The sequence below is a fragment of the Pyxidicoccus sp. M6 genome (genome assembly GCF_055568925.1).
The window spans coordinates 2,091,803-2,104,618 of record NZ_CM145714.1 but is presented as its reverse complement, the minus strand read 5'-3'; the positions used below and the strand labels follow the sequence as shown (position 1 = coordinate 2,104,618).

The 12,816-nt window shown below is 71.3% G+C and carries 10 protein-coding genes; 9 read left to right on the top strand and 1 reads right to left on the bottom strand.

Going from position 1 to position 12,816, the window contains the following annotated elements; genetic code table 11:
* The 4 genes from ACVTJA_RS08800 to ACVTJA_RS08785 all read left to right on the top strand — a co-directional run bounded on the left by ACVTJA_RS08800 (nt 1) and on the right by ACVTJA_RS08785 (nt 2,861).
* Nucleotides 1–549, top strand: a complete 549-nt coding sequence (locus ACVTJA_RS08800) for a hypothetical protein (protein ID WP_465835498.1) — start codon at nt 1–3, stop codon at nt 547–549.
* Between the two features lie 86 nt (nt 550–635).
* Nucleotides 636–914: a hypothetical protein gene (locus ACVTJA_RS08795; RefSeq protein ID WP_465835496.1), complete on the top strand. Its 279-nt coding sequence runs from the start codon at nt 636–638 to the stop codon at nt 912–914.
* Between the two features lie 190 nt (nt 915–1,104).
* Nucleotides 1,105–2,562: a DUF6209 family protein gene (locus ACVTJA_RS08790; RefSeq protein WP_465835494.1), complete on the top strand. Its 1,458-nt coding sequence runs from the start codon at nt 1,105–1,107 to the stop codon at nt 2,560–2,562.
* Nucleotides 2,559–2,861: a hypothetical protein gene (locus tag ACVTJA_RS08785; RefSeq protein WP_465835492.1), complete on the top strand. Its 303-nt coding sequence runs from the start codon at nt 2,559–2,561 to the stop codon at nt 2,859–2,861. Before ACVTJA_RS08790 ends, ACVTJA_RS08785 begins: the two co-directional genes overlap by 4 nt.
* Before the next feature lie 6 nt (nt 2,862–2,867).
* On the opposite strand, the gene ACVTJA_RS08780 is transcribed toward ACVTJA_RS08785, so the two are convergent.
* Nucleotides 2,868–6,356, bottom strand: coding sequence for a CHAT domain-containing tetratricopeptide repeat protein (locus ACVTJA_RS08780; RefSeq protein WP_465835491.1), 3,489 nt, complete (start codon nt 6,354–6,356; stop codon nt 2,868–2,870).
* 177 nt (nt 6,357–6,533) lie between these two features.
* Between ACVTJA_RS08780 and ACVTJA_RS08775 the strand changes: the two genes are divergently transcribed.
* The 5 genes from ACVTJA_RS08775 (at nt 6,534) to ACVTJA_RS08755 (ending at nt 12,739) form a co-directional block, all read left to right on the top strand.
* Complete coding sequence (locus ACVTJA_RS08775; RefSeq protein WP_465835489.1) at nt 6,534–9,047, top strand: BamA/TamA family outer membrane protein; 2,514 nt, start codon at nt 6,534–6,536, stop codon at nt 9,045–9,047.
* A gap of 5 nt (nt 9,048–9,052) precedes the next feature.
* Entirely contained in the window at nt 9,053–9,658 is a 606-nt protein-coding gene (locus ACVTJA_RS08770; RefSeq protein WP_465835487.1) for a hypothetical protein, read from the top strand.
* Nucleotides 9,659–9,895: 237 nt separating this feature from the next.
* The gene (locus tag ACVTJA_RS08765; protein WP_465835485.1) at nt 9,896–10,321 is read left to right on the top strand and encodes an alpha/beta hydrolase; all 426 of its coding nucleotides are present in this window, start codon (nt 9,896–9,898) and stop codon (nt 10,319–10,321) included.
* Nucleotides 10,322–10,757: 436 nt separating this feature from the next.
* Complete coding sequence (locus tag ACVTJA_RS08760) at nt 10,758–11,954, top strand: acyl-CoA dehydrogenase family protein (RefSeq protein ID WP_465835483.1); 1,197 nt, start codon at nt 10,758–10,760, stop codon at nt 11,952–11,954.
* Between the two features lie 92 nt (nt 11,955–12,046).
* Nucleotides 12,047–12,739 carry a DUF4476 domain-containing protein gene (locus ACVTJA_RS08755; RefSeq protein WP_465835481.1) on the top strand — a complete coding sequence of 231 codons (693 nt, stop codon included), beginning with the start codon at nt 12,047–12,049 and terminating at the stop codon, nt 12,737–12,739.
* Nucleotides 12,740–12,816: the final 77 nt, after the last annotated feature.

The window sequence follows — 12,816 nt, the reverse complement described above, 5'->3', positions numbered from 1 at the left end:
GTGTTGCAGACCTCCGTGAAGCAGGCCCTGCTGGTCCTCGTGCTGACGCTGGCGCTCGGCGTCGCGCTCGGGATGGCCGTGGGGCGCACCGCGCCTCCTCGTGACTCGCGCTGCGAGGAGGTGCTGGGCGCGCTCGAGGAACAAAGGGCGTTCCTGGAAACGCTTCCGGCGCGGGTGGCCACGCGGGTTGGCGCACCCCAGACACAGGGCGCGGTGGCCGCTCCCTCCGGCGCCGGAGTGGATGCCACCGCGCTGCGGGCGGAGCTGGCGCAGCTCCGCGAGGAGCTGGCCCAACCCCGAGGCGCGCCCACGAAGGCCCCCGAGCCTCCGCCCGAGCCGACACCCCAGGCGCTCGCCGCCCGGCAGCAGGGCCAGCAGCTCATCGAGGAGGCCTCGCGCTCCGGCACGTGGCGGGCCGAGGACGCGCAGGTGCTGCGCCGGCTGCTCGTCGACATGGACGATGCGCAGCGCCAGGAGGTCATGCGGCGGCTCATCGTGCAGATCAACGAGGGCAAGGTGCGGCCCCAGGTGCCGGGGCTCCTCTTCTAGCCACCCCTCCTGAGCGTGGCCGGTGTTGCCGTGCGCTCGTGAATGAATCACGATTGCATCTGCAACAATCCACCCCAGGAGGACGCATGAAGAAGGCCCTGTTGCTGCCGTGCCTGCTGCTCATCGCTGCTTGTGGCGGTGCCGACGTGGCGACGGAGGAGCCCGCGCAGTCCGGCACACCCACTCCGCTGCTCGCCTCACAGGAGGAGGCCGTCATCCAGCCGGCCTTCTGGTACACGTGCAACCTGCCGTGCCGGGCGGGCTACTGCGTCAGCAGCTCCATCTACTACCCGGACTGTGCGGGCTTCGGCTCCACGACCCGGTACACCTGTACGCCTTGCGGGAGCGACCCCATCGCCCCGTGAGCTGAGTTCCTCCCGAGCCTCGGCCCTCCCGCGCGAGCCATCGGCGGGAGGCTTCATTCCTGACTTCTCCCGCTCCGGGACGTACCTCCACCACACTCCGGGTGGAGGCGCCCCCCTCGACGCAACCCCGCCCGCATTGCGTCGATAATCCCTCCCGGACACCGGAAGCCCCCGCCGGGAGAGCAGTTTCATGTCGAACCGCATTGGCCGTCCCTCGTTCCCCACCGCCGTGCCCACGCCGGCCGCGTCCACGCCGGACCGTACCGCGCGCCCGGCCAGCACCGGGAAGGCGCCCCTCTCCCGCACCCAGGCCGACGGCTTCGACTCGCGCGCCACCCCGCGCGGCGCCGCCCTGTTGACGGGCACGAGCGCTCCCGCCACTGTCATTTCCTCGAAGGCAGCCGAGCTCCAGCCCGAGGTCCACGAGGCCAGCGGCTACGAAGCCCACTTCGGCATGGGCGGCCGCACCGCGCGCGCCACCGTCGAGGGCCAGGGCCAGGTAGCGCTGCCCACGGGCAACGGCCGGGGCCCCTCGTTCCACGCGGAAGCCGGCAAGCCGCTGACGGTGACGGTGGACCCGCAGCGCATCTCCAAGTCCGCGGAGAAGGCCGAACTGGTGTGGCGCGTGGCTCCGGGCGGGACGGAGGTGGCAATTCCTCTCACCGATGGCTCGCGCGGTCCCGACGGCCGGCTGAACATGCTGCCCGCGAGGATTGACGTGCCGGAGAACGCTTTCGGCACACTGCGCCTGTCCATCCGCACCACGGATGCATCCGGCAGGACGTCCTCGTCGTGGGACCCCAGCTCCGACGCGGCGATTGCGCCTTCCGAGGGCGCCGCCGTCGTCTTCACCGACGACTGGAAGACGCAGGTCGAGGGGAAGCTGCGCGCGGGCGACAAGGTCGAGATTGCATACGACAAGGACCGGCTCACCGCGCTGCTCGGCGGCAGGGTGCCGTCGGACGTCGTCGCGTGCGTGTCCTTCAACGGCGAGCCTCCCAGGGAGGTGCCGCTCACCGTGCAGCCGGGTGAGGGTGGCGAGCCGGGAACGATGTTCATGCCCTCGCTCCAGGTGCCCATCGAGGCGACGGAGATGACCCTCTGGTTCAAGGGCCAGGGCGACGGCAGCACGAGCTACGACTCGTCCTTCGGGCAGAACTTCAAGTTCAAGGTGGGCCCCGCGCGTGACGACGCGGACCCGTCATGGAAGGCAGAGCTGCTTCGCGGCACGAGCTTCCCCAACCTCCAGGCGGAGGACTTCGTCGGCATTGGCCCGTCGTCGCAGCGCTACAACTGTATCGCCTGGACGCTCGGCATCCAGGACCAGTGGGTGTGGCCGGGCACGCGCCTGGAGGACTTCGACAAGCTTTACGCGCAGCACGGCTACCAGCCCATGTCCTCGCTGGATTTGAGCAACGACCCGAATCTGGAGAAGGTCGTCGTCTACGGGCGCAAGCCGAAGACGGGCCCGGGGCCGATTGAAGTCACGCACGGCGCGCTCATGGACGAGCAGGGCCGCCTGACGAGCAAGATTGGCACCCAGCCGCTCATCCGCCACAACAGCGCTGACGACCTCACCGGCCCTTCGTATGGTGAGCCGGTGCGCGTCTACGTCCGTCCCCGTCAGCCCGCGGTGAACAACGCATGAGCGACGTGAGCACCCGCTTCGAGGCACTGGCGAAGGAGTGGGAGGCGCACTGCGCGGCCCATCGCGAGGCGTCCAACCCCTACGTGTTCGTCAACCACTCCGCGTTCGAGGCCATCATCGCCCTCGGACGTCCCGCCGTGCCGCTCATCATCGAGCGCTACCGCGAGGGCAGCGTCTTCTGGGGCGCGGCCCTGCGGCGAATCACCGGCGTCACCACGTTCGGTGATGGCGTCGTCGGGAATCTCGACGCCACCCGGCGCGGCTGGCTGAAGTGGTGGGACGAGCACCGCACCGCCTGAGCGGCATCACGGCGGAGAGGCCAGAGAGGACACGGCGCGCAGCGGAGCGTCGCTTCCGAGGCTGATGAAGGGCGCCCAGTAGTACGGGTGCGGCTTCGACTCACGCAACGCCAGCATGGCGTCACGCAGGGCGGCGGAGCGTCCCCGGCCCGCGATGAGCTGGCGGTAGTAGGCCTCCATGAGGTGGCGCGTCGTCTCGTCATTGATCTTCCACAGGCTCATCACCACCGTCTCCGCGCCCGCGATGACGAAGGCGCGGCGCAGCCCCTGGACGCCCTGGCCGGGCCGCGCGGCGCCCCGGCCCGTGTCGCAGGCGGACAGCACGACGAGCTCCGTGCCCCAGAGGTCCAGCCCCGCCAGCTCCAGCGCAGTCACCATCGCGTTGGACCGGGACCGGGCTCCGTCCGCGGGCGTGGCGTTCCGTGCCTCGGGGAAGACGAGCCCCGAGCGCAGCAGCGGGTCCGGTGGAAGCTCCTTCGGCGTGCTCAGGCCTCCGAAGGAGCCCACCCCGCGAGCGTCCGGCGCGCGGCCGGGGTCGTCCAGGAAGAAGCCGTGCGTGGCGATGTGGAGGATGCCGGGTGCGGAGACCTGGAGCAGCCGCTCGCGCGTGGCCTCCGCGCCGAGGAAGAGCTGGGCCCCGGGGAAGAAACGCTGGACGGTCTCCGCCTCCTCGCGCGTCCCCGGCAACGGCACCCAGGGTTCCTCCGCGAGCTGCGCGCGCATCAACGTGGAGGGGCGCTCCAGTGAGGAGTCTGACTCTTCCGTGTCGCGCTTCACGATGAGGGCGGACGGCTTGCCCGAAGGCTCGTCGAAGTCCGGGGCGGCGAGGACGACCACGGGGCGCTCGGAGGGACGGCCCATGGGACGGGGCAGCAGGTCCTTGCCCGAGGTGAGCCAGGTGAGGTCGTAGGTGTCCACGAGGAAGCCCTTGCCGTCGTGCAGCGCGGCGAAGGGGACGAGGCCGAGCTGTCCATCAGGCGAGAGGAAGAGGCGGCGGGTGCCGCCGAGGAGCTTCACGAGGGGCTGGAAGACGCGCGCGTACAGGGCCCGGGAGGGCTCCATGTAATTCACATCACGGCTGGAGATGGCGCGACTGAAGCGCAGGGCCGCCTGGTCGATGGCCTCCGCGGGCCCCAGGTCCACCGCGCGGCTGCTCCCATCGGGAAAGAGCACCACGGCCAGGTAGCGGAGCGAGGCCGCACGCTTCGACACGGACGGCGCGAGCGGACGGTCCACGTAGGCGATGAGCTCCACCAGCGCGCCATCCTTCGGGAGGGAGGCGGCGACGCGCTCGACGATGGTGTCGGCGGAAGGCAACGCAGTGAGCGCGCGCAGCGGCGCGGACCGCGAGGCGAGGCTGGCTTCGAGCGCGTCGGCCTGTTCGTCCAGCCGCTGCAGCCGCTGCTGGTGCTCCGCGGGCGGCGTGGGACCGGGGCCGTCGAGCGACAGCTTCGCGAGCTGGGAGCGCAGGTCCATCAACTGGTGGAAGCGCTCCCGGTCCGCGTCCCCCAGGCTGCGGTAGACGGCATGGGAGGTGCCCGCGGTCTCCTCGACGGAGCGGCCCTTGCGCAGCAGCACCGCCGTCAGGGCCAGGCGCCGCACCCGGGCGTCGTCCGGATGTGCGCGCAAGAGTGCGTAGAGCCGCTCCTCGTCGTGGCGGATGGACTGGAGGAAGCTCGCCAGATACGACTCGGAGAAGCCAAGCGACTCATGGCGGAGGTGCACCTCGGTGGCGTCGAAGGCGCGCGTCAGTAGGGGCAGCGCGTCGGAGAGCCGGCGGCGCGCGAGGTGCAGCAGGGCCAACCGGTTGAGCGTGAGCGCGACATCGAGATGTTCCTCGCTGAGCACCGCTCGCTGGATGGCGAGCGCACGCTGGAGCAGGGACTCTGCCTTGGAATACGCGCGCCGGGATTCGTAGACGCTCGCGAGCCTGACGAGCGTGGGCGCGAGGTCGGGATGTGCCGGTCCCAACACCGCTTCCTGGATGGAGAGCGCCCGCTTCAGGTACGGCTCCGCCCGGGCATGCTCGCCCAGTTGTTGGTGGGCGCTGGCGAGCTCGTTCAGGGTGAGGGCGACGTCCGGGTGATTCCCTCCGAGCATCTCCTCCCAGATGGCCAGCGCGCGCAGCAGGAGCGGCACCGAGAGGGCATGCTGTCCCCGGGCCTGGCGCAGGAAGGCGAGCTTCTGGAGGCACGCGGCGACGCGGGGATGGCCCGGGCCGACGGTGACCTCGTAGATGGCGAGCGCGCGCTGGACCAGCGGCTCCTCCTGGGCGTACAGCCCCAGGTCCTGGTACACCGCCGAGACGCGCAAGAGCAGGTCGGCGACGTCTGGATGCGACGGGCCGACGGCCGCCTCGTAGAAGCGAATCGAGCGCTCTCCCAGCCGCAGCCACTGTCGCGAGGACTCCGGGTAGTAGACGAAGCTGAGGTTGTCGAGCGTCGTGGTCATGAGGGGATGGAACTTGCCGAGCGCGGTCGCCTCGCTGATGGCGAGCGCGCGCTCCTGGAGCGGCTCCAGCCTTCCGTCGAGGTTGATGAACTTGCTGACGGAATTCGCCGTCCCCTCTTCCTCGAAGGTCGCCTCCAGGATGGCCAATGCGCGCGTGTAGAGGGGAAGGCTCTGCCCGAACCTCCCCTGGACCTCGTAGAGCTGGGCGAGCTGCCCCAGCGCGTCGGAGACCTTGGGGTGCTCCGGGCCCAGCGCCGCCTCGTAGGCCGCGAGCGCGCGCTCGTAGAAGTTCTCGGCTCGCATGTACGCGCCCTGCTGGTGGTGGAGGAAGGCGAGGTTGGTCAGCGCGTACGCGACGAGGAGCCGCTGCACCTCACCGGGCGCCACCTCGTGGAGCGCGAGGGCGCGCGTGTAGAGCGGCTCGGCCCGCGCATACTGGCCCCGGAGCTGGTAGACGGCCGCGAGGTCTTCCAGCGACTCGGCGACGTCGGGATGCCCTGGGCCGAGGGCCGCTTCGCGAGTGGACAGCGCGCGCTCCAGCAGCGGCTCGGCCCGGGCATACAGCCCCTGGAGCTGGTACACGCGCCCGAGGTGGCGCAGCGACGACGCCACGTCGAGCGAGCCCTTGACGGGCGCCGCCTCGCGGATGGCCAGCGCGCGCTCCAGCGTGACAGCCGCGCGTCCGTAGAACCCCAGGTCCGCGAGGAGGTTGCCGAGCAGGTCCAGCGAGGCCGCGACGTCGGGGTGGTTGGGGCCGAGGGCCGCCTCGCGGAGGGAGAGGGCACGCCGCATCAGCTCCTCCGCGCGTGCGTACCGCCCCTCCAGCCAGAGCAGCTCACCGAGGACATGCAGGCAGCTCGCGACGTCGGGGTGCGCCGCTCCCAGCGCGGCCTCACGCAGCGTGCACGCGCGCTCCACCTTCGGCAGCGCGTCGGCGAACCTGCGCGCGCGGGCCTCCTCCAACCACGCCGCGGGGCCCTCCGCGGCGAATCCCACCGTGCACCACAGACAGACCACGGCCACGCATGCCAGCGCTCGCCCCACGTCGTCCTCCTGGTGTCCCCGGCGGCGGCTTCGCCCCTCCCCCCGCCCGTGCAATCGCCGGAGCGGATGTCAGTATCACATCACTGCTCGACATCAGGATGTGCCCGTGACATCGACGGGCCCGCCCGCCCCTCGTCCTTCCAGGCACTTGCCGCAGGCTCACGGTTGGAACGGCATGTGCTCTCCCGTCCGGACATGAACCGCTTCGCGCTCTTCCTCTGCTGCCTCTCCCTCGCCGCCGGTGCGCAGCCCGCGCCCGTGCCGGCCCCTGCTCCCGATGATGCCGGGACGCCTCCCGCCACCCTCGGCGCTCCGCCTCCGGCCACGGCCTCCAAGCCCGCGCGCACCCACGACGAGGAGGACGCCGAGTCCCGCAACGAGTCCCGTGACGAGCACGACGACGAGGACGCCCAGCCCGGCGCGGAGGAGCGCAACGAAGCCCGCGCGGAGGCCACCGAGGACGGGCGGGATGAGTGCCCCGACGATTACGGGTCCGACGAGGACGAGACGGAGGACGAGACGGAGGACGAGTCGCGGGTCCTCGCTCCGCTCCAGCTCAGTGTGGACGGGCGCCAGCTCACCCCCGGCAGCATGGAGCTCTTCGGGCTCCAGCGGCTCACCGAGGCGCAGGTCCGCGCGCTCATCGGCGCGCCGCTCCCGGGTACGCCGGAGGCGCTGACGCCGCAGAAGGCGCAGACGTTCCTCCGCCGTCTCGCGCGCACGGGCCTCTTCGCCCGCGTCGAGCCGCGCCTGCGCGCCACCGAGCAGGGCTCGGCCGTGCTGGAGGTCCACCTCGAGGAGAACCCCACGGTGACGTCCGTGGAGCTCGAAGGCCTCCAGGACCTCCAGGAGCGCGAGGTGCTGGAGGAGCTGCTGCGCCTCCCGCACCGCTTCCCCTCCGAGGACGAGGACGAAGACGAGGACATCATCGCCACGCTGCGCCTGGACTCGCGGCGCGGGACGCTGTCCGTCGTCCGCGAGTGTCCGCCGCCGCGCCCGCCTCGCGAGTGGCTGGCCCGCCTGGAGCGCGGTGAGCTCCGCCCCGGCATCCTCCTGGGCGGCGTGGCCGCGGCGCTGGAGCACACGCTGAAGGACCTGCGAGACGACGGCTACCTCCTCGCGAGCCTCTCCGCCACGCTGCATCCGGACGGCCGGCTGGTGGTGATGGTGGACGAGGGCCGACTGGAGTCCGTGGACGTGCGAGGCGTGGGCCCGGAGATGGCCACGCGGGTGCGCGAGGCGCTGGACCTGAAGCCCGGCGACGTCTTCCTGCGCAGCGACGCGCGGCGCGCCATGCAGCGGCTGGAGTCGAAGCTGCCCTTCCTCGAGCCCGCCAAGGTGGATGACGAGGACAGCGGGCTGTACCGCCGGGTGCGCATCATCGAGGAGCGCGGCGCCGACGGCACGCACACCTACCGTACCCAGGAGGACGAGCGCCGGCACCGGCGCCGCCACGAGCAGGTGGAGTTCGAGCTGACCTGGAAGCAGCTTACAGACTGGTGGGAGCACGGCGAGGATGGCGAGGGCATCACGCTCGAGGACAAGCGCCTCGTCGTGCACGTGCGCCCGCGCCGGCCGGACCTGGACGTGAGCCTGATGCCCGTGCACACGCAGGTGACGGGCTTCGCCCCGGGCCTCTCGGGCGAGCTGCGCATCTGGGACCCGAAGGACAGGGCGCACCTCACGCTGGACGCGGCCCTCTTCATCCCGCTGCGCCTGGGCGGCCAGCACCTGCCGGATGACCCGGAGGGCACGAAGCGTCAGCGCCGGCTCAACCTGCTGGGCGGCGTGAAGGCCTGGGTGCCCGCCAGCGGCTTCGCGGAGCTCGGCGTGCAGGGCCATGACTTCACCGACACGATGGACCGGTGGCGGCTGGGCGACATCGACTCGTACATCTACTCGTTCCTCATCAACCGGCCGGACCGGGAGTACTTCCGCCGCAAGGGCTTCACGGCCTTCGCCACCTGGCGCTGGGCGGACGAGTGGCTCGCGGGCGTCGAGTACCGGGCGGACCGCTACGAGTCGATGCGCAGCTTCACCCCGCCCCTCTCGCTCTTCCGGCGGGACTCGGCGCCCTTCCCGAACGCGCCCGTGACGGAGGGCCACTTCAAGTCCGTGGTGCTCCGCCTGGAGTACACGAGCAACGCGGAGCGCGGCACGAGGATTGGCTCGCTCTTCCGCACGCCGGAGACGTCCCTCTTCGAGCGGGATGGTGACTGGGAGGACCGCGCCTCGCTGCGCGGGCTCCTCACGATGGAGGTGGGCGATGGCCCCAGCGCTTCCGGCGGGGACGCGCGCTTCTGGAAGCTGGTGAGTGACTTGGCCCTGGACGTGCCCACGGGCTGGGGGACGGGCGTGCACCTGCGCGTGCGCTCCGCCGGCGGACACAACCTGCCCGAGCAGAAGCGCGAGGCGCTGGGCGGCTGGAGCGCGCTGCGCGGCGTGGGCTTCAAGGAGCTGCGCGGCGACGTGTCGCTGCTCGCCACCGCGGAGTACCAGTGGCACGCCTTCGGCGTCTTCGCGGACGTGGGCTCGGTGCGCGCGGACGACGACGAATGGACGGAGGCAAAGCTGGGGCTGGGCGCCAGCCTCCACTTCGGTGACGACGTGCGGCTGGACGTCGCGTGGCGCACGGACGACAAGGCCACGGCCACTCCCGAGGCACGGCTGCTCTTCGTGCGGACCTTCTGAGGCACATGGCACGGACGTGGACGAGGGCGGGCAGGTGGCTCGGCGCGGCGTGGGTGGCCGCGGCGGGACTGCTCGCGCCCGGGGCCCATGCGGAGGAGCCGCGTGCGGCCTGCACGGCCACCCTCTCCGGGCGGCGCGTGGTGGTGCGGCCGGAGGCCTTCGCCTTCATCTCGCCGGAGCTGGACCGGCTGGTGCGGCTGGGCATGGCGGGCCGGGTGGAGGTGGAGGTGACGCTGCTCAAGCGCCGCTCGCTGTGGTTCGACGCGCGGGTGGACAGCACGCGGCTCACGCAGGTGCTGGCCTTCACGCGCGGCGCCTATGTGTTGGATGGGCGGTTGCTATCGGAGGGGCCCGGGGCGCTGGAGCTGGAGCGCGTGGCCTGGACGCTGGAGGACCGCCCCGACGCGGAGGACCGCTTCGTGGTGCAGGTGGAGGTGCGGCTGCACGTGGTGACGGCCGCGAGCCTCGGCCGGGTGGCGTCGTGGCTCACGCAGGAGAAGAAGGACGACGGAGAGGAGCGCTCGGGGCTGACAGGTACCCTGCTCCGCTCCGTCGCGGAGGACCTGTCGCGCACCGCCTCTGGGCGGTGTGACGTCGGCCGCGCGCCCTGAGCTGGAACGGCCGGGCTCGCGGCGAAGCAGTGCGAGCAGGCGCGACGGGCGCGCTCATGCGCATGGATGTGATTGAGCAGCGAGCTGTGGCTCGTCGCTGCCGGATGACCTGAAGCACCTGGTGCGCGAGCGGACCGGCTCCGCGCCCTGGACAGGCATTGCGAAACACCGCCCGCGGATGCGGGCTTCATGACTCGTGGGTTGCCCGGCGCATGCGCCGAGGCAGGGAGGACCGTCATGTCTCGTTGGATGTCCCTGTTGCTCCTCATGGCGTCGGCGTGCGGTTCCTGGCGCGAGCCGCTCTCGCAGCCCCTGGACTTCGACACCGTCGCGACGGAAGTCATCGCCCGGGTGCGGGAGTACACGCGCACCGAGCCGTCTCGCCGCACGGTGCACGTCTACGTCCCCGACGGCGTGGACGCCGGAGGCAGCCACGTGCCCCTCCTCTACCTGGAAGAGGGACGGGCCTTGTTCTTCCCCGACGGCGCGGCGAGCACCGCAAGCGCGGTGGTGCCCAGGCCGAGCGAGCTGATTGCCCTCGGCCAGCGCCGCGACATCGTCATCATCGCGGTCGACCCGGAGCCGTCCGCCGAGACAGTCACCACGCCCGACGGGAGGACCCGCTACGTCACCCACATCGCCACGCACGCGCCGCCGACCTGAGCAACCAGGCGCCGCGGCCGACAGCCATCGGGCAGCAGCGGACCTCTCACGAGCAGGTTTAGAGCGGGGCAGACATGCCTCCGTGCCGGGCGCTTCCGGTGAGGAACCGAGCAGCCAGAAGCACATGGCCGAAAGGCCTCGGTCAATAGCAGACAGTTCGCAAGCAGGCTCGGGATGGAGCAGACAGCATCCTGGAGAGGAGAAGCCCGTTCCCGCCTCGCGGGTCGGGCGCGGTCCAGTGGCTCCCTGTTCGGAAATGTCGGGGGTTTTGAACGGGCCGTTGCGATGACTGGCTGAGACCGCCCGCGCGAAATGTCCCGACATTTCCGAACAGGGACCCGCACGAGCGCTCCCGGCCCCCTCACCTGCTCGGCCGCCCGTCCGCCCTCCCGGGGCTGCTGGCCAGACATGCGGCATCCTTCATAGGCTCGCCGCCATGACGAGCCCGCTCCCGCAGCCCGCCTCCACCATCCCCGCTGAAGCCACTCCGCACCCGCTGCTCTCCGCAGCCGAGGCGATGTTCCCGCGCCTGTCCGCGCGCTCCGACGAAATCGAGAACGCGCGCCGCCTGCCGCCGGACCTCGCCGCCGAGCTGGCTCGGGACGGCTACTTCCGCATGATGATTCCGGAGGCGCTCGGCGGGCTGGAGCTGCACCCGGCCGTGTCCTTCCAGGTGATGGAGTCCATCGCGAAGGCGGACGGCGCCACCGGCTGGTGCGTGATGATTGGCGCCGCCACCGCGCTGACGGCCGCGTGGATGTTCGAGCCCGCGGCCCGCGCCATCTTCACCCGCCCGGACGTCATCACTGGCGGCGTCGCCGCGCCCATCGGCCGCGCCGAGCGTGTCGAGGGTGGCTACCGGCTCACCGGCCGCTGGCCGTGGGCGAGCGGCGCGCAGCACTGTCACTGGCTGGTGGGAGGCGCCATCGTGACGGAGGGAGGCAAGCCCCGCATGGTGCGCGAGGGCGTGCCGGAGATGCGCTCGTTCTTCTTCCCCGCGGAGCGCGCGGTGCTGCACGACACGTGGTTCGCCTCGGGCCTGTGCGGCACGGGCAGCGTCGACATGGAGGCGAAGGACGTCTTCGTGCCGGAGGAGTACACCTTCTCCCTCTCGGGGCAGGCGCCGCGCATCGCCCGGCCGCTGTATGGCTACGCCTTCGGCCTGCTGGGCATGGGCATCTCCGCCGTGGCGCTCGGCATCGCCCGGCGCGCCATCGACGCGATGAAGGACCTGTCCCACCAGAAGACGCTGATGCTGGAGCGCCGGCTGCTCGCCATGCGCCCCGCCGCGCAGGAAGCCGTCGCCGACGCCGAGGCCACCGTGCGCTCCGCCCGTGCCTTCATGCTGGAGGCCCTCAACACCATCCACGCCGAGTCCACGCGAGGCCCCGTCTCCGTGCGCACCCGCGCCGAGCTGCGACTGGCCATGACGCACGCGACCCGGAGCGCCGCGCGCGCGGTGGACCGCATGTACGAAGCCGCGGGAGGCAGCGCCGTCTTCCGCTCCAGCCCGCTGCAGCGCTGCTTCCGCGACGTCCACACCGCCACCCAGCACGCCATGGTGTCCCCGGCCACGCTGGAGCTCACCGGAGGGCTGTTGCTGGGCCTGGACCTGCCCACGTTTACCCTCTGAATATCCGGAGCGGTGGCACGTCCTGGACGCGCGGCAAATTGAACGCCCGGCTGATTCCGGGTGCCGCACACCCTACTTCGCCAGGACTCCCAATGACCCACCTGACTCGCGCCCTGCTTGCCTCGACCCTGTTCCTCTCCTCCGCCGCCTTCGCGCAGGACGCGGAGATGAACATGAATGTCCAGGTCGACGACTCGGACATGCCCTCGGCCACCATCCAGGTGAAGGGCATGGACCCCGACGGCGAGACGCAAGGGGTGGACATGAAGGTCCAGGCCGGCGGCGCGCGGGTGGGCGTGGAGATGAACGTCAAGGGAGGCGAGACGCGGTCCTCCGAGCGCGTCGAGAAGCGCGAGCGCCGCGAGCGCCGCGAGGAAGTACGGCACGAGGAGCCCCAGCCCCAGGCGATGCCCGCGAGGGCCCCCGCGTCCGAGCCCGCCTTCCGCGACTGTGGCACCGGCGAGGACCCGGGCTGTACCAAGAGGCGTGACGGCGAGCTCGCGATGGACGCGGAGACCTTCAGCGGCGTCATGAAGGCCCTCAAGAGCACGGCCAACGAGCTCACCCGCGAGGAGATGGCCGAGAAGATGTTCAGCCGGAACTACCTCACCGCGAAGCAGTTCGGCCAGGTGCTGGACCTGTTCAAGAACGAGCTCACCCGCCTGGACGTGGCGAAGAACGCGGCGCCCCACGTGGTGAACCCGCAGCACGCGCTGGGCTTCTCCTCCAAGTGGAAGAACTCCCTCACGGGCGACGAGTACATCGAGGTCATGACCGCCCAGTAGTCCCCGCCCGGCAACGACACGGGCCCGGCCCCACCTGACTCACGGTGGAGACCGGGCCCATTTCAAACACGCGTCAC